General features: G+C 59.0%; 19 protein-coding genes. 5 read left to right on the top strand and 14 right to left on the bottom strand.

What is annotated here, in order from left to right; genetic code table 11:
* The 8 genes from IMW75_RS02805 to IMW75_RS02770 all read right to left on the bottom strand — a co-directional run bounded on the left by IMW75_RS02805 (position 1) and on the right by IMW75_RS02770 (position 9,466).
* Positions 1-804: an ATP-binding cassette domain-containing protein gene (locus IMW75_RS02805; protein ID WP_205891820.1), complete on the bottom strand. Its 804-nt coding sequence runs from the start codon at positions 802-804 to the stop codon at positions 1-3.
* Positions 801-1,949 (bottom strand): ABC transporter permease, encoded by a 1,149-nt coding sequence (locus IMW75_RS02800; protein WP_205891819.1) that lies wholly within the window; start codon positions 1,947-1,949, stop codon positions 801-803. Before IMW75_RS02800 ends, IMW75_RS02805 begins: the two co-directional genes overlap by 4 nt.
* A gap of 54 nt (positions 1,950-2,003) precedes the next feature.
* On the bottom strand, positions 2,004-3,032 hold the full coding sequence (locus IMW75_RS02795) for a DUF5924 family protein (RefSeq protein ID WP_045061644.1): 1,029 nt from the start codon (positions 3,030-3,032) through the stop codon (positions 2,004-2,006).
* An 85-nt stretch (positions 3,033-3,117) separates the two neighbouring features.
* Complete coding sequence (locus tag IMW75_RS02790; protein ID WP_205891818.1) at positions 3,118-4,497, bottom strand: M16 family metallopeptidase; 1,380 nt, start codon at positions 4,495-4,497, stop codon at positions 3,118-3,120.
* Positions 4,498-4,673: 176 nt separating this feature from the next.
* A complete protein-coding gene (locus IMW75_RS02785; RefSeq protein WP_045061646.1) occupies positions 4,674-6,332 on the bottom strand; it encodes a Na/Pi cotransporter family protein in 1,659 nt (552 codons plus the stop codon).
* Positions 6,333-6,654: 322 nt separating this feature from the next.
* Positions 6,655-7,422 carry a TerC family protein gene (locus IMW75_RS02780; RefSeq protein ID WP_045061647.1) on the bottom strand — a complete coding sequence of 256 codons (768 nt, stop codon included), beginning with the start codon at positions 7,420-7,422 and terminating at the stop codon, positions 6,655-6,657.
* Positions 7,423-7,506: 84 nt separating this feature from the next.
* Positions 7,507-8,814 carry a CitMHS family transporter gene (locus IMW75_RS02775; RefSeq protein WP_045061648.1) on the bottom strand — a complete coding sequence of 436 codons (1,308 nt, stop codon included), beginning with the start codon at positions 8,812-8,814 and terminating at the stop codon, positions 7,507-7,509.
* Between the two features lie 325 nt (positions 8,815-9,139).
* A complete protein-coding gene (locus IMW75_RS02770; protein WP_205891817.1) occupies positions 9,140-9,466 on the bottom strand; it encodes a DOPA 4,5-dioxygenase family protein in 327 nt (108 codons plus the stop codon).
* An 83-nt stretch (positions 9,467-9,549) separates the two neighbouring features.
* Between IMW75_RS02770 and IMW75_RS02765 the strand changes: the two genes are divergently transcribed.
* Positions 9,550-10,218 carry an NAD(P)-dependent oxidoreductase gene (locus tag IMW75_RS02765; protein WP_205891816.1) on the top strand — a complete coding sequence of 223 codons (669 nt, stop codon included), beginning with the start codon at positions 9,550-9,552 and terminating at the stop codon, positions 10,216-10,218.
* 266 nt (positions 10,219-10,484) lie between these two features.
* Here IMW75_RS02765 and IMW75_RS02760 read toward each other — a convergent pair whose 3' ends face one another.
* A complete protein-coding gene (locus tag IMW75_RS02760) occupies positions 10,485-11,840 on the bottom strand; it encodes a hypothetical protein (protein ID WP_205891815.1) in 1,356 nt (451 codons plus the stop codon).
* Between the two features lie 431 nt (positions 11,841-12,271).
* A complete protein-coding gene (locus IMW75_RS02755) occupies positions 12,272-13,222 on the bottom strand; it encodes a choline sulfate utilization transcriptional regulator (protein WP_205891814.1) in 951 nt (316 codons plus the stop codon).
* A 114-nt stretch (positions 13,223-13,336) separates the two neighbouring features.
* Here IMW75_RS02755 and betC point away from each other — a divergent pair, with 114 nt between their 5' ends.
* The 3 genes from betC (at position 13,337) to IMW75_RS02740 (ending at position 17,561) form a co-directional block, all read left to right on the top strand.
* On the top strand, positions 13,337-14,851 hold the full coding sequence (gene betC, locus IMW75_RS02750) for a choline-sulfatase (RefSeq protein ID WP_205891813.1): 1,515 nt from the start codon (positions 13,337-13,339) through the stop codon (positions 14,849-14,851).
* 16 nt (positions 14,852-14,867) lie between these two features.
* On the top strand, positions 14,868-15,788 hold the full coding sequence (gene choX / locus IMW75_RS02745; protein WP_205891812.1) for a choline ABC transporter substrate-binding protein: 921 nt from the start codon (positions 14,868-14,870) through the stop codon (positions 15,786-15,788).
* A gap of 204 nt (positions 15,789-15,992) precedes the next feature.
* A complete protein-coding gene (locus IMW75_RS02740; RefSeq protein ID WP_205891811.1) occupies positions 15,993-17,561 on the top strand; it encodes a SulP family inorganic anion transporter in 1,569 nt (522 codons plus the stop codon).
* A gap of 22 nt (positions 17,562-17,583) precedes the next feature.
* Here the strand turns inward: IMW75_RS02740 and aroE are convergent, their stop codons facing one another.
* Together aroE and hemF are read right to left on the bottom strand one after the other, a co-directional pair.
* A complete protein-coding gene (gene aroE / locus IMW75_RS02735) occupies positions 17,584-18,405 on the bottom strand; it encodes a shikimate dehydrogenase (protein WP_205891809.1) in 822 nt (273 codons plus the stop codon).
* 13 nt (positions 18,406-18,418) lie between these two features.
* Entirely contained in the window at positions 18,419-19,333 is a 915-nt protein-coding gene (hemF, locus tag IMW75_RS02730) for an oxygen-dependent coproporphyrinogen oxidase (protein WP_122840903.1), read from the bottom strand.
* Positions 19,334-19,491: 158 nt separating this feature from the next.
* Here hemF and IMW75_RS02725 point away from each other — a divergent pair, with 158 nt between their 5' ends.
* Positions 19,492-20,469 (top strand): NADPH:quinone reductase, encoded by a 978-nt coding sequence (locus IMW75_RS02725; protein ID WP_122840904.1) that lies wholly within the window; start codon positions 19,492-19,494, stop codon positions 20,467-20,469.
* 48 nt (positions 20,470-20,517) lie between these two features.
* Here IMW75_RS02725 and tsaC read toward each other — a convergent pair whose 3' ends face one another.
* Together tsaC and dprA are read right to left on the bottom strand one after the other, a co-directional pair.
* Positions 20,518-21,075, bottom strand: a complete 558-nt coding sequence (gene tsaC, locus IMW75_RS02720; protein ID WP_122840905.1) for an L-threonylcarbamoyladenylate synthase type 1 TsaC — start codon at positions 21,073-21,075, stop codon at positions 20,518-20,520.
* Between the two features lie 54 nt (positions 21,076-21,129).
* The gene (gene dprA / locus IMW75_RS02715; protein ID WP_205891806.1) at positions 21,130-22,230 is read right to left on the bottom strand and encodes a DNA-processing protein DprA; all 1,101 of its coding nucleotides are present in this window, start codon (positions 22,228-22,230) and stop codon (positions 21,130-21,132) included.
* Between the last annotated feature and the right edge of the window lie 20 nt (positions 22,231-22,250).

The raw sequence follows: 22,250 nt of genomic DNA, 5'->3' as shown, positions 1-22,250 counted from the left end.
TCAGACCTCGTTGAGCTGTTGAGCGGCAGTCAGCGCCGCGCGGCCGCGAGGGCCGTGGAAATATTCGTGAATCCACGCATCGTCGGTTTCCGAAACCTCGTCGATGGCATCCGCCACCAGCACTTTTTTCTGCGCCAGCACCGCCACTCGATCGGTGATGGTGTAGAGGGTGTCCAGGTCGTGGGTGACCAGAAACACACTCAAGCCCAGCGCATCACGCAGGGTCAGGATCAATTGGTCGAAAGCGGCAGCGCCGATGGGATCAAGGCCGGCGGTGGGCTCGTCGAGAAACAGGATGTCCGGATCCAGCGCCAGCGCGCGAGCCAGTGCGGCGCGCTTGATCATCCCGCCGGACAGCGAAGCGGGGTACTTGTCCGCAGCAGACAGCGGCAAGCCCGCCAAGGCCAGCTTTACCGCCGCCAGGTGCTCGGCGTCATTGCGGCTCAACCCCGCGTGCTCGATTAGGGGCAGGGCGACGTTCTCGGTCACGGTCAGCGAGGAGAACAGGGCGCCTTTCTGGAATAACACGCCAAAACGGCGCTCCACCAGCGAGCGCTCGTGCTCGGGAAGGGCCGGCAGGTTTTTCCCGAAGACCTTCACCATGCCCTCGCTGGGCTGGCGCAAGCCGACGATGCTGCGCAACAGCACCGATTTGCCGCTGCCGGAACCACCGACCACGGCGAGGATCTCGCCTTTGTACAAGTCCAGGTCGAGATTCTCATGCACGCTCTGGCTGCCGAAACGATTGCACAAGCCGCGGACTTCGATCACCGCCTCGGAGGACGCTCGGGGTTGACGACTCACCAGCCCATCTCCATGAAAAACAGCGCGGCCACGGCATCGAGCACAATCACCACAAAAATCGACTGGACCACACTCGACGTGGTGTGTGCCCCAACGGACTCGGCGCTGCCGCTGACCTTGAAGCCCTCCAGACAACCGATGGCGGCAATCAGGAAGGCGAAGATCGGCGCTTTGACGATGCCCACCAGGAAGTGCTGAACGCCAATATCCGATTGCAACAGCGAGAGGAACATCGCCGGGGAGATATCCAGCGAAACCGCGCACACCACACCGCCGCCGATAATCCCGGAGAGCATCGCCAGAAACGTCAGCATCGGCAGCGCGACCAGCAGCGCAAGGACTCGCGGCACGACCAGCAGCTCCATGGGGTCCAGGCCCAATGTGCGAATGGCGTCGATTTCTTCGTTGGCCTTCATCGACCCTATCTGGGCGGTGAAGGCGCTGGCGGTGCGGCCGGCCATCAGGATCGCGGTGAGCAGCACGCCGAACTCGCGCAGGAACGAGAACGCCACCAGGTCCACGGTAAAGATACTCGCACCAAAACTCGCCAGCACCGTCGCCCCCAGAAATGCCACCACAGCACCGACCAGGAAGGTCAGCAGGGCAACAATCGGCGCAGCGTCCAGACCGGTTTGCTCGATGTGCGCCACCATTGGCGTGATGCGCCAGCGTTTAGGGCGAAACAGGCTGCGGGCGATGGTTTCCAGGATCAGGCCGACAAACCCGAGCAACTGCAGGGTGTCTTGCCAGACCGCGTCCACCGCGCGCCCGATGCGCGTCAGCAGTTGGATGCCGACGCTGACTTCGGGCTCCTTGATCGGCACGCAGAAATCAGTCATGGAACAATAGACGGTTTGCAGCAGTGCGCGATCGGCGCCGGACAAGGTGCAGTCCGGGTGCTCGGCGGACTTGCCAAGCCGCTCGGACCCCAACAACTCCACCAACAACGACGCGCCGGCCGTATCGAGGGCGCCCAGGCCATTGAGGTCGATGTGGGTGCTGTCGTCGTATTGGCCGCGAATGGTTTCGCAAAGGCCGTTGAGGTTGGTGTAATGGGCAAGCGTCCAGTCACCCGTGACCCGCAATTGTGCAGGAGAGTGAGAGGCGTCCAGTTGGGCGTTGCCGGCCGTTGTACTGCTGGTCATAAGCTCCATGCTTGTTCGACTCAATGACTGTGGTACGTAATATCACGCAGCGTATTACTTTTCTTTGATCGGTGTGCTGTCTGTGATCTTGAAACGTAACACGCCAATGACCTGGCCATCCTCGGTGAGCACCCGCACCTGCCAGTTACCGGCCGGATTGCCCGGGAAGTTCTGCTTGTGAGTCCACGCGCGATAGCCTTCCTTGCGCCCGCCATGGATATCCAGCGGGATGCGATCGACCTCTTTGCCGTTGAACTTCCACACGTGGTAAATCCGCTCGTCCAGCCCGCGTGGCGCGTTGATCGCGGTGTAGGCATACAGCCCGCCACCACGGATCTGCTCGACCGTGACTTCATCCAGGCTGTCGCCAGGGGTGCGGTCCTGCAGTTGCGTGCTGATGGCAACATCGGTCATCCACAGTGTCGCCGGCGGCACCCAGGAACGCAGCACCCAGCCGACGCCACCGATCCCCACGGTGATACTCAGGATCGCCACCGCGTTGCGTACCGTGCGAATGGGAAAGATCGACGCCAGGCTGGGGAACGACAGGACCACCGCAGTGCCCAGGGCCAGTTTGAAGCTCTGGGCTGTAGTCAGGTGCAGAATGACGGGCAGGGCGGTCAGCAGCGCAGCGAACAAAGTCAGCGTATGCAGGGCCAGGAACGCCCAGCGGCGGGGAGCCAGCCACTTGTAGTAGAGCGGGTCGATGATCGATATCAGCGCGGCGATACACAGCAGCCCGGTAAAGAACAACTGCCCGCTGTTCCAGGTGGTGGTGATGAAAAAGAACGGCAGGACGAAGAACAGGCTTTCCTGGTGGATCATCTGCGTGGCATAGCGCAGCAAGGGCTGGGGGATCTCGCGCTTGAAGATTTTGGCAAACAGCTTGGTCAGGCTGTTTTCCAGCATCAGCCAGATCCAGCTGAGAACCATGATGATGGTGATCCAGGTCGCCAGCCCTTGCTGGCGATCGACCAGAATGAAACTGCCGACCCCGGAGATAAAACCACCGAGCGCAATGACCCCGGGGTAGCGCTTCATCAATTCCAGTATGCGCTGCACGTACAGGGTCAGGGTTGGCATTCGGCGGTTCGCACTAGTCGTTGGAAAAATCCTCGACAGATTACCGCCCGGGAGGGCGGTGTGGCGAGCAGGCTCGCCCCCGTCGTCATGAAATCTTTCGGCGCAAACGCCACGCCCACAATCCAAGTACCAGCAGGCCCAACATCCCGGCCACCAGCCAGATCAATTCATCATCACTGACCAACGGCTTTTCAATGCGCAGATACCCCGGCTGCAACAACAACGAGCGCATGGCCCGGTTGGCTTCTTCCAGGGTGACGCCCTGCAGATCCCTGGCCGGGTCAGCAAAGCGCCCGTTCTGGAAGTCACCCAGCGCGCCCCAGTAATAATCGGCCAGCGCACTGTTGCCCTGCACGGCCCAGGCCTGGCGGGCGATGGCGGCCTGTTTGAGGCGGTTGAAAGTCTCGACGTTTAGACCGTCCTTGAGCAGGCCGGCCTTGAGCTCTTCCAGGACCTGCTTGGCTGCGGGCAAATCATCGCGCTCCAAGTCCGCATTGAGGCTCATGAAACCGACCCCGCCGAACACCTCGCGCTCGGCCGAGGGCCCGTAGGACAGGCTATGTGCCAGGCGCATCTGGCGGTAGAGCGCCCAGTCCAGGTAGTCCTTGAGCAAATCAAAGGTCTCGTCGTGCTGGTCCTCCAGTACCGGCTCGGGCACCAGCCAGTGCAGCTTGGCGCCGTTGCCAACCAGGCCGTGGCTCAACGTGCGCTCGTGGGCAGCCGTTGCCTTGATTTCCGGCAGGGGCGGGTGATCGGTCGGGTCAACTGGTTCGATCTCGCCATAGGCCCGCTCCAGATAGGCTGGCAGCAGGCGATCAAGGTCGCCGACCACGATCAACGTCATGTTGTTGGGGGCGTACCAGGCGTTGCGCACGTCCTCGAGCTGCTCGCGGGTCAGGTGATCGACTTGCGCGCGCTCAGGGCATTTGAGGCCCAGTTCCACTGCCAGCTGGTTACTCGCGGTGTGGCCCAGATCCTGACGATCGAGCCAACGCTGCAGGTGAGAATAGTGGCCACCGTCCTCACGCTCCACCACCTGCTTGGCGGCATTGATCGCGTTGTCGTCAAAACGGGTCTGGGTCAACAGGGCCAGCAACAGATCCAGCACTTTGCGCTGGTTTTTCGCCGGCGCCTCTATGACGAACGTGGTGTCGGCGTTGCTGGTGTAGGCATTCCATTCGCCGCCCAGGGCCTGCATGCGCTCTTCCAGCCCACCTTCGCCGGTGGCGTCGATGCCGCTGAACAACAGATGTTCGAGCAGGTGCGGCAGCTCCTTGTCGGCGCAACCGAAGTCATCCAGACCGACGCCCACCACCAGGCGAATCGCCACATGACCACGGTCCATGCCGGGCTTGAGCAGCAATTGCAAACCGTTGGGCAGCGTATAACCCTCGACCTGGAAGCGATCCAGGGCGAATGAGGGTAATGAGCCAAGCAGTAGACAGGCGAACAACAGGCAACGCATAACGGGCTTCCAGGCAACCTAATCGGAGATCCATGTCGTCAGTCAGGCCGCTTTCGCGGGCAAGCCGCTCCCCCAGTAGATTTTTGGGGCTCACAACCCCCTGTGGGAGCGGGCCTGCTCGCGAAAGCGGTCTTGAGGCTGAACCAACGTTACTGACTCACCACCTTGGCAGACGTTCAAGGCGAATGTGTGATGTCCGCCAAATCGTCCACCGCCAGCGCACCTGTGTCGGACGTTTCCAGCACTGCATAGGCACTGCTGCAAAACAGTGAGTTGAGGCGCTTCATGTCGGCAATCAGCTCCAGATGCAAGGAACTGGTCTCGATACTCTGCACAATCTTGCGCTGCAAACGGCTCACATGCGCATGCGCCAGGCGCCGTTCCTGCGCGCGAAAACGACGTTTCTCACGCAACAACTGGCGGGCGCTTTCCTTGTCGGAACTGAGGTACACCGACAACCCCAGGCGCAGGTTGGAGATCAGCTGGCTGTGCAGCCCCGCCAACTCCTCCAGGCCCACTTCGGAAAATGACCGACGCTGCGAAGTCTTCTGTTGCTGGACCTTGCGCAGCATGCGTTCGATCAGGTCGCTGGCAAGCTTTAGATTGATCGCCAGCTCGATGGTCTCCGCCCAGCGTCGACTGTCCTGCTCGCTCAAGTCTTCACGGGGCATTTGCGCCAGGTACAGCTTGATGGCGCTGTAGAGCGATTCAACATCATCCGTCAGGCGGCGCATTTCCTGAGTCACGGCCGTCTGCTTGCCGTGCAGCACATCAAGCATGGCTTCGAGCATGTTATCGATCAGGTCGCCGATGCGCAGGGTCTCCCGTGCCGCATTGGCCAGCGCCAGGCTGGGTGTGACCAGCGCAGTCAGGTCCAGGTGGCGAGGTCTGGCCGTGCCATTGATCTCCGGACGTTCCGGCAGCAACCAGGCACACAACCTGGCCATCGGCCCCACGCTGGGCAGCAGGATCAGGCAGCGCACGGTGTTGTAGAGCAAATGGAAGCCGATGACCATTTCCTGCGGGCTGAAGTCGAGGCTGTCGATCCAGTGCACCAAAGGGTCCAGCACCGGAATGATCAGCAATAGTCCTATCAGTTTGTACAACAGGCTGCCGAGCGCCACCTGGCGGCCTGCGGCGTTTTGCATGCTGGTGCTGAGGAAGGCCAGCACGCCGCTGCCGATGTTCGCGCCAATCACCAGGCCGATAGCCACCGGCAGGCTGATCACTCCCGCGCCGGCAAGCGTGGCGGTGAGCAGCACGGCGGCGAGGCTTGAGTAGGAGACCATCGCAAACAGCGCGCCGACCAGGGCGTCGAGCAGGATATCGCCGGTCAGCGAGGCGAAAATCACCTTTACGCCTTGGGCCTGGGTGATCGGCGCGGCGGATTCAACGATCAGCTGCAGCGCCAGAATGATCAGGCCCAGACCAATGCTGACCCGTCCCATCTGCCCAAGTCGCGTCTGCTTGCGGGACAGGAAGAAAATCACCCCGACAAAAATCAGCAGCGGCGACAACCAGGACAGATCGAAAGTCAGTACCCGGGCCATCAACGCCGTGCCGACGTCTGCGCCAAGCATGGTCGCCAGTGCCGGGGTCAGTGCCATCAGGCCCTGTCCAACAAAAGAAGTGACGAGCATGGCCGTGGCGTTACTGCTCTGGACCATGGCCGTCACGACGATGCCGGAAATAAACGCCAGCCAGCGCCTGGACATGTTCTGGCCAATCACATGGCGCAGATTGGACCCGTAGACCCGCAGGATGCCGGTTCGGACGATGTGCGTGCCCCAGATCAGCAGGGCCACGGCAGATAACAAATTGAGCAGGGTGAGCATAAAGGCCCCCTGTGGTGGTAGCGCCCCAAAGGAGCAAGTTGACGTGCCGCGCGTTTTTCTACGTTCTGTACTTAAGCTGTAGTTGGCTAACGGTCTGCGCGCCAGCATCGCATAGCTAAACAGATGATTGAAACAAAAGTGTCATAAAAACAGCTGGATGGAAAAACAAAATAGGGACCCTGAGGTCCCCATTCATGCCCTGTGGGAGCGAGCCTGCTCGCGATGGTATCGAGGACAACGAGTTGACTTAGTCAGTACGCGTTATCGTTGACGACCATCGCGAGCAGGCCCGCTCCCCCAGGTTTCATGCAGGTTAGCGATATTACTGGCCAGGAATATCCTTGCGCAGTTTCACCGGGTCCTGCTGCTTGCGCTTTCTTGCCATGGCAGTGCGCATCTTGATGTTGAACGCTTCCACCGCCAGCGAGAACGCCATGGCGAAGTAGACGTAGCCTTTGGGTACGTGGACTTCGAACGACTCGGCGATCAACACGGTGCCGACTACCAGCAGGAACGACAACGCCAGCATTTTCAACGACGGGTGCTTGTCGATGAACGAGCTGATGGTACCGGCCGCCAACATCATCACCAGTACGGCGACAACAATGGCCGCGACCATGACCGGTACATGGGAGACCATGCCCACTGCCGTGATCACCGAATCCAGGGAGAACACGATGTCGATGATCGCGATCTGGATGATGGTGTACAGGAAGTTGCCACCCTTGCCGGTCGGTTCCTCACCGGTCTCGTCTTCGCCTTCCAGCGCGTGATACATCTCTTGCGAGCTTTTCCACAGCAGGAACAGGCCGCCGAAGAACAGGATCAGGTCACGCCCGGAAATGCCTTGGCCGAAGACCTCGAACAGGTCTGCGGTGAGCTGCATGACCCAGGTAATCGACAGCAACAACAGGATTCGCGTGACCATGGCCAGCGCCAGGCCGAAGATCCGGGTACGCGCCTGCATGTGTTTGGGCATGCGGCTGACCAGGATCGAAATCATGATGATGTTATCGATACCCAGGACGATTTCCAGGGCGGTCAGGGTAAAGAAGGCAACCCAGATCTCAGGGTTGGTCAGCCATTCCATGTGTATTCCTTTGAGGATGTGTTGAACCACGAAGGGTCCGGGCTTCGATCAAAAAGCCAGGACCCTTCACGGTGAGTCTTGGGCTTATAGAGTGCTGAACAGCGGAAAAATCCCCATCAGCAATGCTGCAACAAGTATGCACATGCACACCAGAACTGCCCACTTCAGGGTAAAGCGCTGGTGGTCACCGAAGTCGATACCGGCCAGGGCCACCAACAGATAAGTCGAGGGTACCAGCGGGCTCAACAAGTGGACGGGCTGACCGACGATCGAGGCACGTGCCATTTCAACCGCGGTTATACCGTAATGACTCGCCGCTTCGGCAAGTACCGGTAAAACGCCGTAATAAAATGCATCGTTCGACATGAAAAATGTGAACGGCATGCTCACCAGCGCGGTAATCACTGCCAGGTACGGGCCGAGGAAATCCGGAATCACCGCCAGCAGGCTTTTCGACATCGCATCGACCATGCCGGTGCCCGACAGGATACCGGTGAAAATACCGGCCGCGAAGATCAAACCGACCACTGCCAGCACGCTGCCGGCATGGGCCGCAACGCGATCTTTCTGCATTTGCAGGCAAGGGTAGTTGACGATCATCGCGATACTGAACGCCACCATGAACAACACCGGCAGTGGCAACAAGCCGCCAATCAGGGTGCACATCAGCACCAGCGTCAACGCGCCGTTGAACCAGATAAGCTTCGGACGGCGGGCATCCGGGAATTGCGAAACGCTGATCTCACTGTGGTCAATTTCATCGCCCGCCAGGTGCAGTTCACCCAGACGAGCGCGTTCGCGCTTGCCGTAGAAGTAGGCAATTGCCAGGATCGCCACCACACCCGCCAGCATCGCCGGAATCATCGGCACGAAGATGTCGGACGGGTCCACGTGCAGCGCGCTCGCGGCACGGGCGGTCGGGCCACCCCACGGGGTCATGTTCATCACGCCACCGGCGAGGATGATCAGGCCGGCCATGATGCGCGGGCTCATGCCGATGCGGCTGTAGAGCGGCAGCATGGCCGCCACGCAGATCATGTAAGTGGTCGCGCCGTCACCATCAAGGGAGACGACGAGCGCCAGTACGGCGGTGCCGACCGAAACTTTCAGCGGGTCGCCCTTGACCAGTTTGAGGATCTTGCGCACAGCCGGGTCGAACAGGCCGGAGTCGATCATCAGGGCGAAGTACAGAATCGCGAACATCAGCATCACACCGGTCGGCGCGAGCTTGGTGATGCCTTCGAGCATCATCGGACCGATCTTCGGCGCAAAACCACCGAACAGGGCGAAAACAATCGGGATGATGATCAGGGCAATCAGCGCGGACAGGCGCTTGGTCATGATCAGGAACATGAACGTGATGACCATGGCAAAGCCAAGGAAAGTCAGCATGGGAATACTCCAGGCGTGGCGCGGCTAGGGGAAATGAGCGAACCGGGTGAGGTCAGCGCAGAACGGGAAGCACGAGTCGAGCGGGCGGAGTTACAGCGCAGGGGCGGATTGAGAAGGACATCAGGATCACCATTGTTGTTGTTAAATGGGCCGTGCGAGCAGCAAAACACTCGCGTGGGCCAACCGGTCTGTTGCCGGGAGTGAGGCGATCCTAATCGGGGAAGCTTTCAGCCAGCTTTCGCCAGTGAAAGCAATGACCGGATGTTTAACCGGTCGTCGGACAGCATCGATGTGCGCGTAGAGGACCGAGGGTGAATCTCGCTGATCAAAAAATGCTCAAATCCAGGGGTCGAATCGCCCCCATCCAGATTGCATGCTCGGTGTGGTCCAGCAGATCGTTGCCGGTATCGGGATGCAGGAACACCACCAGGCCCTTGCGGTTGAGCGCCAGCCACGGCAGCACCTCGCCCAGGTAGTGTGGCTCGAAGGCCAACTGGCAGCTCCAGTCCGGGTGCGGACCTACCGGACGTTCGTGCACGCGCCCCATCCTTAAGGGAAACCGCTGCGCCGCCTGCTCGCACAGTGCCCGCGCCTGATCGATGTTGCTCGCGTTGAAGTACACGTGGGCGTGATAGCCCTTTATCCCTTGCATCTGAAACCCTCCAAACCCGGTCGAACCCTGAACGATTGCCGCGGGTCACACGCCATATACGTTGCAATCAAGGGACCCCAGCCATGAAAAATGCCGAAACCCCCGTTGTGAAAGTGGTGCTTTATGGTGCCATGAGTAGCCTGGGCAGTGCGCTGATGGCTGAAATGCTGCGGCGTCAGCATGAAGTGATCGCGATTCTCGACGACCTCACAGCGCTCCCACCGCGTCCGGGGCTGCGCACCAAGAGCGGCGACCTGTTTGACGCCGAGCGAGTAAAGCAGAGCGTGGCCGGCAGCACGGCCGTGGTCTGCCTGTTAGACGCGCCAGGGCTGCCTTACAACAGCGAATACGTGGAAAAAAGCATTATCCCGGGGCCCGTGGAACAAGTGTTGGCTGTGGATGCGCTGATCGAAGGCATGCAGGCATCCCGTATTGCGCGACTGTTCCTGGTGGGTGATTTCGAGGTATTGGACGAACCGGAAATAGAGGATCGCCTGCAACGCCATGCGGCTGAAGAAATTCGCGAGGCCCTGCAAAGCAGCGATTTGCAATGGACAATGGTTAACGCACCGCGGGGTGTTCCGGGGCTGACCATCGAACACTTTAGCCAGGTCAGCAGTAGCCTTGAGCCGGGTCTGAGAGAGCCGCTTGAGCGATTGAGCCGGGTGGCGGTGGGAATCGCCGATGAGCTGCAGTTACGTTTACATGTCGGCGAGCACGTGAATTTTATCGCGAGTGGCGTTGCAAAGTGAGGGGGACGAGTGTCGAGGTACAGTATCAATCGAATCGGTCAGTTCAAATGTTCAATGAACAACCCATGTTTGTTCTTGTACACTTTTAACCGGAGCGGTCCATTGTCCTGGAATAGCCGGATGATGTCCAACGACTATCAACGCCAGGATTGATGACTGCGAAGTTCATCGCAAAGTTAGGTACAATACAGGACTACATCAGACCTGCGGCTACGATACTACACTCGGTTTTTTGTGGCCGTCAGGTCTGTTTATCGCATACTTTATCAGAACCCTACTGAATAAAAAATCCCGTTGATCAAGTCCGCGTTTCGCTGCATCGAGGGAATCATAAACCTCATAGCGATGATATCGGTCGTTTGATCGCCAAACACTTTCCAGACTTTATTATCTGACTTAAGCACTTTCGCGAGGTCTTCTAGTTTATCAAAACTTGTCATCCCTGGATTTTTGCCCACCTGCTTATCATAAAACTCTACCAGACGAATCTTCATTGAGTCGGGCGCATCATTAATTTTATAACGAATGTCCTTCCTGAGCTCTTTATGCTTTTTCCGGTAAGCCTCTTCTTGTTGTTCCGGAGGGAGCGCCATTATCGCCACGTCAACACCGGCATAAAGGAGATCGATATAGCCAGCATAATGAATCATCTCATGGAGCATGATATGAGTGAGGAGCGTCGGGTAACTGGTCAGGTTAAAGACCTCCTTTGTGAAGTAAATAGGAAGTTTGCTTTCAATTAATGTCATGATCGGATGCGCTGTAGCAGCGTAGGTCGGAGGCCTATTATCAGCCTGATCGTTTTGTATACCCTCAGGCGTTTGCTCTACAAGGAAAAAATCAAGACATTGCCGTGCGGAATCTCCTGCATCTCGTGCGTGGCATGGATTTTCTGCCAACGCACGAAGAAATTCTATCAAGCCCGTGTAAGGGGCGATATGGGATGGAACTCTATCGAGCGCTTCCGGGGACTGCCCCCTCTCGGACAAAAGATTGCCATATACTTTCTCCACTTGCTTGGGCTTCTTCTTTAGATCTTCCATCATATAGCCTATATAATCTTTTAACATTTGAGTTGCGTTAAATTCCCCTGCCGTTGGTAATGGAGGGCTGCACGGTTGCTCACAGCTTTCTTCAAATACATCCAGAACGTGGACTACGTGACGTCGAGACTCCTCTAAACAGTTGAACATTCGCGGGAACTTTTCCTTTATCTCTCCACCCCGAGCCACTACTTTTGCATCCATACCACCGATTGTCAGGTAACCCAAAAACTCCGCCAGGCCACGCTGGGGAGCATCAATGAAGTTATCAAGGAGTGCGGTTTCATTTCCAAACGGAATACTTTCAATCATGGACTGATGTTCGGGGGACATTGTGAGTCGATTTGCTACAGGTCGGCTCTGAAGATCAAAGGCGTCAGGGCGACGGGTCATCGCGCTTGCTATTCCACTGGCCGCTAGTGCCACCCCCCCCACCACCGTAATTAACAACTTCACTACCCGTTTAACTGATGTCCGCGAACCATTGGACGCTTGTGGTGGTCTGGCGCTTTCAATATCCCTCACGGGCCGCGCAGTATAGGATGTTGGCTCATTGCCTCCAATTATGAGCTTTTCCATAACTTGGGAGCAATCTATTGTCACGCTTGTGTTTTCTTGTATACTTTTAGTTGAGTATGGTGATGGATTTATAGCGTTTAGCATGCAAGAACTCTCAGCATATTTATTATAGATATAGGATTTCTCCTAAACAGCCACATAAGCCAATACATGGCTGGCTTATTTTAAGAATCTGTCATATTAAACATTTTACAACCCAATAAATCATTTGAATTTTACGGGCATCGTGTGACAAAATCTTACTAAGCGCCTGAAGAAACATACAGTATGATTTAAATACTCGACTTATCAGGTCGAAACTTTCGTACGGCATAACTCTGGAGAAGTCCACTCCCTGAAATCGCCCGAAGCTTTTCGTTCAGGCACTTACAGCACAACAAGTAAGTGATCTAGTCCCCTATACCGCAACGTGAGCTTTATCGCGCCTGACGTCAGTTCGCGATGGACGGCAACGGCAGGCCATTAAGCGACTGCGCACTGCGGGTCTGCTCCTGCATCAACCAGTCAACGAATCGCTGAATCAATTCGCCGCGGCGCTTTCGCTGAGGCAGGACCACGTAGTAGCCAAGCCGTGAAATGACCGTGGCGGCGATTGGACTACACAACAAGCCCTCCGCCAGCAAGTTATCCACAAGATGTCGCCAACCGATGGCGACGCCCTGACCACCAATCGCGGCCTGGATCAACAAGGTGTAGTTATCAAAACGCAGCTGACCCGGTGCGGGCGCCGAAGTGATCCCCAGCTCACGAAACACACCGCTCCAATCAAACCAGTTGCTGCTGTTTTCGCCGCGCAGGTGCAGCAGGGGCAGTTCCAGCAGCGAAGGGACCGGCAGGGGCAGCGCACGGTCTTTGAGCAGCAGCGGGCTGCACACCGGGAACACTTCTTCGCTGAACAGCCAGTGACTCTCACCTTGCTTGAAGCGCCCGTCGCCAAACAGCACGGCAACATCGATATCGCTGCGCAGCATGTTGTGGCTGCGCTCACTGGTAACGAGACTGACATCCACATTGGGGTTGGCGGCATGGAAGCGGTGCAGGCGCGGCATCAACCAATAGGCGGCGAACGCGAAATCCGTGGCGACCTGCAGCACCTCGTGCTGATCTTGCGCACTGATCGCCGCCAGTCCTGCATCGATATTCTGCAAACCGAGCTGCACCTGTTCGAAGAGGACAATGCCCGCCTCTGTCAGCTCAATGCCACGATAAATCCGATCGAACAGGCGGGTGGCAAGTTGCTCTTCCAGCCGTTTGATTTGCTGACTGATGGCGGGTTGGGTCGTCCCCAGCTCCACGGCGGCGGCGGTGAAACTTTGCTGGCGTGCCGCTGCTTCAAAAGCTCGCAACAGGTCCAAGGACAGACTCCCGAGGGCTTCATACATAAGCTGTGCTTATCCTAGTCATTGCCGGGTGTGGGCTTTACCGCAAATGGCATGGCACCCATGCTCGGTCGCAGCACTCTCGCATAAATATTCACTATGGAATGCCGCGATCACATGAAGCGCAAGAATATTCTCTTCATCATGGCCGATCAGATGGCCGCGCCAATGTTGCCGTTCTACGGCCCTTCGCCAATCAAATTACCCAATCTCAGCCGACTTGCTGCCGAAGGCGTAGTGTTCGACTCCGCTTATTGCAACAGCCCACTGTGTGCACCGTCGCGTTTTACCCTCGTGAGCGGCCAGCTGCCGAGCAAGATCGGCGCCTATGACAATGCGGCTGACTTTCCCGCCGACGTACCCACCTATGCCCATTACCTGCGCCGCCTGGGCTACCGCACCGCCCTGTCCGGAAAGATGCACTTCTGTGGTCCGGATCAACTGCACGGCTATGAAGAACGCCTGACCAGTGACATTTATCCAGCCGACTACGGCTGGTCGGTGAACTGGGACGAACCCGATGTACGTCCCACCTGGTTCCACAATATGTCATCGGTGCTGCAGGCTGGCCCCTGCGTGCGCACCAACCAGCTGGATTTTGACGAAGAAGTGGTCTTCAAGGCGCAGCAGTACCTGTTTGACCACATCCGCGAGGACGGCGACCAGCCGTTCTGCCTGACCGTGTCCATGACCCATCCTCACGACCCGTACACCATCCCGAAGAAATACTGGGATATGTACCAGGACAGCGATATTCCGCTGCCGCAGACGCCAGCGCAGTCCGAGCTGGACCCGCACTCCCAGCGACTGCTCAAGGTGTACGACTTGTGGGACAAGCCGCTGCCTGTGGATAAGATCCGTGACGCGCGACGCGCCTATTTCGGAGCCTGCAGCTATATTGACGACAACGTCGGCAAACTCCTGCAAACACTCGAAGATACCGGGCTGATCGACGATACCATTATTGTCTTCTCCGGGGATCATGGCGACATGCTCGGCGAGCGCGGCCTCTGGTACAAAATGCACTGGTTCGAGATGGCCGCCCGGGTCCCCTTGTTGATCAGCGCGCCGGGGCAATTTGGTGCCGGTCGCGTCAGCGCTGCCGTCTCGACTGCCGACCTCCTGCCGACCTTTGTCGAATTGGCCGGCGGCTCGCTGGCGCCAGGCTTGTCGCTGGATGGCCGCTCGCTGGTGTCGCACCTGAAGGGGCAGGGCGGTCACGACGAAGTGTTTGGCGAGTACATGGCCGAAGGCACCATCAGCCCGCTGATGATGATTCGCCGCGGCGCCTACAAATTCATCTACAGCGAAGATGACCCTTGCCTACTCTTCGATGTGCACAATGACCCGCGTGAACAGGAAGAGCTCAGCCAGTCGCCGAAACACAGCGCACTGTTTGCCGAGTTCCTTGCCGAAGCACGGGCCAAGTGGGACATACCTGCGATTCACCAACAGGTGCTCGCCAGTCAGCGCCGCCGGCGATTCGTGGCCGAGGCCCTGAGCATCGGCAAGCTGAAGAGCTGGGATCACCAGCCACTGGTAGACGCCAGTCAGCAGTACATGCGCAACCACATCGACCTGGATGATCTGGAGCGCAAAGCACGTTATCCACAACCCTGCCAAAACCAATAATGTTAAGGGGAAGTCCATGCATAGGTTATCCACAGTTCTGACGGTCGGGCTTCTGGCTCTGGGCAGCGCATCGGCGTATGCCGATCAGAGCTGCAACACGGTGAAAATGGCCGATCCGGGCTGGAGCGACATTGCGGCGACCAACGCCATTACCGGGTTCTTGCTCGACGGCATGGGCTACAAGGCCAAGGTTGACACCTTGGCGGTGCCTATCACCTTCGGTGGTTTGAAGGACGGTCAGGTCGACGTGTTCCTGGGTAACTGGATGCCGGCGCAGCAAGGTTTCTACGACAAGTTCGTGGCCACCGGGGATGTAACCCAACTGGCGAAAAACCTCGATGGCACCGAGTTCACCCTGGCTGTTCCGGATTATGTGTGGGATGCAGGTGTGCATAACTTCGCCGACCTGAACAAGTTTGCCGACAAGTTCGAGAAAAAAATCTACGGCATCGGCTCCGGGGCTCCGGCGAACATCTCGCTGCAGGACATCATCAAGAAAAACGACTTCGACTTGGGTCAATGGAAACTGGTGGAATCCAGCGAGCAGGCCATGCTGGCGGAAGTGTCCCGCGCCGTTAAGAAACAGAAGTTCGTGACCTTCCTCGGCTGGACGCCCCACCCGATGAACGTGCAGCTGAAGATGCACTACCTCAAGGGTGGCGAGAAGTACTTCGGTGATACCGGTGCGGTTTATACATTGACTCGCAAGGGTTATGCACAGGCCTGTCCAAACGTCGGCAAGCTGCTCACCAACCTGAGCTTTACCCAGGAAATGGAGAACAGCATCATGGCCGAGGTCGTGAACAAGAAGATCAGCAATGCCGAGGCTGCCAAGGCGTGGATCAAGGCTAATCCTGCGGTTCTGGATAAATGGCTGGATGGTGTGAAAACCGCCGATGGCAAGGAGGCGTTGCCTGCGGTGAAAGCCAAGCTCTGATTCATAGGGGGGAGCCTGTCATTCATGCAGGAGCGAGCCTGCTCGTGTTGGGCGTACACGATTACGCCGGGCGCCTGATGCCCCAAGGTGCCGGTACGTTTTTCGCGAGCGAGCTCGCTCCTGCAGGTAGGGGCTGGCACGCTCGCGCCGCCATCACTGGTTCACCCTGTTACCCTTTGCGCATTCCCCCACCTGAGAGGACCCATGGCCTTTCCCAGCCGCCATTCGCTCTTCCCCTTCCTGAGCTGGTTGCCTCGGCAAACCCGTGCCACTGTCGGGCGCGACCTTATCGTCGGCCTGAGCGGTGCGATTCTCGCGCTGCCACAGTCGATTGCCTACGCCCTGATTGCCGGGCTCCCACCTGAATACGGGTTGTACGCGGCTATCATTCCTGTTCTGATCGCCTGCCTGTGGGGATCATCCTGGCACCTCATCTGTGGTCCTACAGCGGCAATTTCCATTGTCTTATATGCAAGCGTCAGCCCCTTGGCGGTACCCGCCTCGCAGGACTACGTGGCACTTATTCTGTTGCTGACGCTGCTGGCCGGGATCTTCCAGTGGCTGCTGGGCTTGTTGCGATTCGGCGCGCTGGTGAATTTTGTCTCCCATTCGGTGGTATTGGGGTTCACCCTCGGTGCGGCGGTGGTGATTGCCGTCGGCCAGCTGCCCAACTTGCTGGGGCTGGACCTGCCCAGCCAGGCCACGGCACTCGACAGCTTCATGTCGGTGTTTCAACACCTGCATCAGGTGGACAAGCCATCGCTCATTCTCGGGCTGGCGACAGTGGCATTGGGAGCCACCCTGAAATGGCTGCTGCCACGCTGGCCGACGCTGTTGATCACGCTGGTAATGGCAGGGCTGCTGGTGTGGCTCTGGCCCGGGATGTTCGGCCACGTCAGCCTGGTCAGCGCCTTTGTCGGTCGACTGCCACCTTTGAGCGCCGTGCCGCTGGACCTGGACTTGATCCTGCGCTTGTTACCCAGCGCGGTCGCGGTGGGCATGTTGGGGCTGGTGACCAGCCTGTCGATTGCTCGCTCCCTGTCGGCACGCTCACAGCAGTTGCTCGACGCCAATCAGGAAGTGCGCGCCCAGGGCTTATCCAACATGGTCGGGGCATTTTTTTCCGGGTCGTTGTCCGCTGGCTCCTTCACCCGTTCGGGCTTGAGTTACGAGGCAGGGGCCTGCTCCCCGCTGGCCGGGGTGTTCTCGGCGCTGTGGGTCGCGCTGTTTGCAGTGTTTGGCGCGGCATTGATCGCCCACATCCCGATTCCGGCGATGGCTGGCAGTATTTTGCTGATCGCCTGGGGCCTGGTGGATCATCGCGGCATTCGCGCATTGCTGAGGGTCAGTCGCGCCGAGTTCCTGGTCATGGCGCTGACCTGTGTCGCCACGCTGCTGCTGGAATTGCAGACCGCGATCTACGCCGGGGTACTGGCTTCGCTGTTCTTCTACCTCAAGCGCACCTCGCAACCGCGTGTGCAGCATTGGCGCGACGGCGATGAGGATGTGTTGCGGGTTGGCGGCTCGATCTTTTTCGGCGCCAGCCATTACCTCCAGGTACGCCTGCAACGCATGCACGCTGCCCGGGTAGTGATTGAGGCACAGCAGATCAATTTCATCGATTATTCAGGGGTGGAGATGCTGCATCAGGAGGCACGGCGCCTGCTCAAGCAGAATCGCAGCCTGACCCTGCGGCAAGCGCGGCCGCAGGTGGTGGAGGAGCTGAGAAAGCTGGAAGGCGCGGAGAAATGCCCGATCCGGTTTGAAGACTGAATCGTGTTTCACTCCAACAGTTTCACTCTGCGAGTTGTCGTCGCAGTTCGGCCAGCACCGGCGCCGTGTCCGGTCGCACACCCCGCCACAGGAAGAACGCTTCCGCCGCCTGTTCAGCGAGCATCCCCAATCCATCCATTGCCACCGCTGCGCCGTGCTCGCTGGCCCAGCGGCAGAATGATGTCGGTTCCTTGCCGTACATCATGTCGTAGCAAACCGTCTTGCCCGGCTCGATCAGACTGCTGGCAATCGGTGGGACTTCACCGGACAGGCTCGCGGAGGTGGCGTTGATGATCAGGTCCACGGATTCCTCCAGCCAGTCAAAGCCACTGGCAGAGACCGGGCCCAGATCATCGAACAACTCGGCCAGCAATTCCGCTTTTTCCACCGTGCGGTTGGCGATGATCACCGCCGCCGGCTGCTCCGCCAGCAACGGCTCCAGCGCACCCCGCACCGCACCACCGGCGCCCAGTAGCAATATGCGCTTCCCCTTGAGACTGAAAGCGGCATTAACCGTCAGGTCCCGCACCAGCCCGGCGCCGTCGGTGTTATCACCCAGCAACGAGCCGTCAGCCAGTTTGCTCAAGGTATTCACCGCGCCAGCCCGCTGGGCGCGCTCGGTCAGGCTGTCGGCCAGGCGATAGGCCTCTTCCTTGAAAGGCACCGTGACGTTGGCTCCGCGCCCCTCCAGGAAAAACGCCCGGGCGAAGTGGGAAAAATCATCGAGCGGTGCCAGGGAAGTGCTGTAGTCCAGTTGCTGACCCGTCTGCTCGGCAAACAGTCGATGGATTAGTGGCGACTTGCTGTGGCCAATCGGGTTGCCGAATACGACGTAACGATCCATCAGTTTTCCTCGTTCAGGCCTTGGCCAACCAATCGCGGTCTTGCAGGAAATATTCGGTCAGCCGCGCTTCTTCGCTGCCCGGCTCGGCCTTCCAGTCGTAACCCCAACGCACTTGCGGCGGCAGCGACATGAGGATCGATTCAGTACGCCCGCCCGACTGCAGGCCGAACAGCGTGCCACGGTCGTAGACCAGGTTGAATTCGACATAGCGGCCGCGACGGAACTCCTGGAATTCGCGTTGCCTGGCAGTGAATGCATCGTTCTTGCGGCGCTGGACGATCGGCAGGTAGGCCTCGATGAACGCGTCGCCGATGGCCCGCATGAAAGCAAAGCTGGTGTCGAAATCCCATTCATTGAGGTCATCGAAGAACAGGCCGCCAATGCCACGCGGCTCGTGGCGATGCTTGATATGAAAGTAGCTGTCGCACCATGCCTTGTAGCGCGAATAGACGTCGGGACCAAACGGCGCGCAAGCCTGCTCGGCAACCCGATGCCAATGCACACAATCTTCTTCATTGCCGTAGTAGGGCGTCAGGTCGAAACCGCCGCCAAACCACCAGACGGGTTCTTCGCCTTCTTTCTCCGCGATGAAGAACCGCACATTGGCGTGCGAAGTGGGCACCATGGGGTTGTGCGGGTGAATGACCAGGGACACGCCGAGCGCTTCAAAGCCGCGTCCGGCAAGCTCCGGTCGATGGGCACTGGCCGAGGGAGGGAGACCGCTGCCAAACACGTGGGAAAAGTTGACGCCGCCTTTCTCGATGACAGCACCGTTCTCGATCACGCGAGTGCGACCGCCCCCACCCGCGGGTCTGGTCCAGGCATCCTCGACGAAGCGCGTACCGCCGTCTTCGGCTTCAAGGGCAGCGCAAATGCGGTCTTGCAGGTCGAGCAGATAGGCTTTTACGGCCTCGGTACGGGTCGTCATGGCATCACCTTGAATCGGGACAAACGGCGCGGCGCATCAACGGCCGGCGGCAAATTGCTGCACAGGATAACACCGCACCCTGTTGCACCACAGTTGACGAAGATCATGCTTAGGAGTCCGATAGGGGGCTTACCCAAACGATCACCAGGAGAGTTCTGATGGCAAAGCGTATCCAGTTCAGTGCCCATGGCGGCCCCGAAGTGCTCGAGTATGTCGACTACCAACCTGCCGAGCCTGGCCCGCAGCAGGTACGCGTGAGCAATAAGGCCATCGGCCTGAACTTCATCGACACCTATTACCGCAGCGGACTGTATGCGCCACCGGCCTTGCCATCGGGCCTGGGTTCAGAGGGCGCCGGCGTGGTCGAAGCGGTGGGCAGCGCAGTCACTCGATTCAAAGTGGGTGATCGGGTGGCCTACGGCAGCGGCCCATTGGGCGCCTACAGCGACACTCACGTGCTGCCCGAAGCCAACCTGGTGCAACTGCCGGATGCGATCAGCTTCGAGCAAGCGGCCGGCGTGATGCTCAAGGGCCTGACCGTACAGTACCTGCTGCGCCAGACCTATGAACTCAAAGGCGGCGAAACCATCCTGTTTCATGCGGCTGCGGGCGGGGTAGGTTCGCTGGCGTGCCAATGGGCCAAGGCCCTGGGTGTGAAGTTGATCGGCACTGTCAGCTCTGCAGAGAAAGCCGCATTGGCCACAGCCAACGGAGCCTGGGCGACGATCGACTACAGCCATGAAAACGTGGCGCAGCGTGTCCTGGAATTGACCGACGGCAAGAAAGTGCCTGTGGTTTACGACGGGGTCGGCAAGGACACCTGGCTGACATCCCTCGACAGCGCTGCGCCACGCGGCCTGGTGGTGAGCTTCGGCAATGCGTCGGGCGCGGTGGACGGGGTGAACCTGGGGATTCTATCGGCGAAGGGTTCGCTGTATGTGACCCGGCCAACACTTGCGACCTACGCCAACAACGCCGAAAACCTGCAGCGCATGGCGGATGAGTTGTTCGAGATGATCAGCAGCGGGAAGTTGAAGGTGGATATCAGCCAGCAATATCCGCTGGCCGAAGCGGCAAAGGCTCAGACCGAGCTGTCGGCACGGCGTACTACCGGCTCGACTATTTTGTTGCCTTGAGGACGCCATCGCGGGCAAGCCTTGCCCGCGATGAACGATGACTCGGTCTCAATCCGGGCGAATGACCTGCCCCGTCGCCAGGTCCCGAATCACACTCGGATTCCTGCGCCCACCCAAATTACCACCCAGGATGTAATCCACCTGCCCACGGAAATACTGCTCCACGCGAATCCGTGTGCGCGCTGCCGGCCGACCTTGCGGGTTGGCCGAAGTGGACACCAACGGCCCTACCAGTGAACACAAGTCCCGTACCTGAGGATGATCGCTGACGCGCAACGCCACGGTCTCATGCTTGCCAGTAATCCACAGTGGCAACTGATTCTGGTGCGGCACCAGCCAGGTGTTGGGTCCCGGCCAGGTGCTGGCCATGCGGTCCATCCACAACTCGGGAAAATCCTCGAACAGGAAGTCGAACTGGCGAATATTGTCGGCGACCAGAATCAGGCCCTTCTCCATGGACCGTCCCTTGATCATCAGCAAACGTTCCACTGCGCTCTGGTCCCAGGGGTCGCAACCCAGACCCCAGACCGCTTCGGTTGGATAGGCAATCACCGCGCCTGAGCGAACGGCTTGCGCGGCTTGTTGCACACGCCAACTGTTGACCATGAAAAACTCTCCGGAATAAGGCTCTGCGCAGTTTACCGATCTTCCTCATAAAACCTAGCTCACCCGCGCAAACCAGCGACCGCTTTCACACACCGCCCGACCGTCCATTTCCAGTTCGGTCAGCGCGGCCAGCACCTTGGGCAATGCCCAGCCGCTGCTGATGGCCAACGATTCACTGGTATGCGGCGCCGCGTGAAGCAACGCGAGCAGGGGGTGGGTCACCGCCGGCACAGTTGGGGAAAATGACACCTGTTGCCAACCGCGCAAGGCTTCAAGAATGTGCTCGATGGTTTCCACCAGCATGGCACCATCGCGAATCAGCTGATGACAGCCCTTGGCGCCGGGATGATGAATCGATCCCGGAATCGCATAAACCTCACGCCCTTGCTCCGCCGCCAGCCTGGCGGTAATCAACGAACCACTGGCGACGCTCGCCTCGACCACCAGTACGCCGAGGGACAAACCACTGATAATTCTGTTGCGCCGCGGGAAGTTGCTGGCGGTGGGGGCCGCGTCCAGCGGAAACTCCGAAACCACTGCGCTGCCAGAGGCAATCATGGCGTCTGCCAGCCTGCGATTGCGCTGTGGATAAAACTTTTCAAGTCCCGTGCCAAGTACCCCGACCGTTCGCCCGCCCACGTCCAGAGCCGCCTGGTGCGCTGCGGCGTCGATGCCAAGGGCCAGACCACTGGTAATCACAAAACCGGCACCGGCCAGGCTGCGGGAGAACGCTGCGGCCGTGTCCATCCCCGGACGAGATGCGCGACGACTGCCGACCATCGCCAACTGTGGTTTGTCCAGGATACCGGGATCGCCCGCGACAAATAACAAGGGCGGCGGGTCGCTGATTTCCGCCAGCAGCGCCGGGTAGTCAGGTTGGTCCCACATCAGTAAATGCTGGCCCGGACGCTCCAGCCAGGCCAATGCGTGGTAAGCACCATCGCGCACATCGGGATCGCGGCGGCCCTCGGCGCAAGCGAATGGAAGGCCCAGAGACTTCCAGGCGTTGGCCGGCGCGCTCAGCGCTTTTGAGGCCGAGCCGAAGGCATCCAGTAGCTTTTTAAACCGCGCCGGCCCCAGTTCGGGTAAGCGATGCAGACGCAGACGCGCCTCCAGTTCGGCAGGCGAAACAGCTGCAGCAGCAGAGAATGTCATGGATCATCCTTGATCGTTAT

The organism is Pseudomonas gregormendelii (assembly GCF_017114825.1).
In the GTDB taxonomy this organism is placed as follows: Bacteria; Pseudomonadota; Gammaproteobacteria; order Pseudomonadales; family Pseudomonadaceae; genus Aquipseudomonas; species Aquipseudomonas gregormendelii.
Note: the sequence above shows the minus strand (reverse complement) of the source record. Positions and strands in the feature narration are given on the sequence as shown.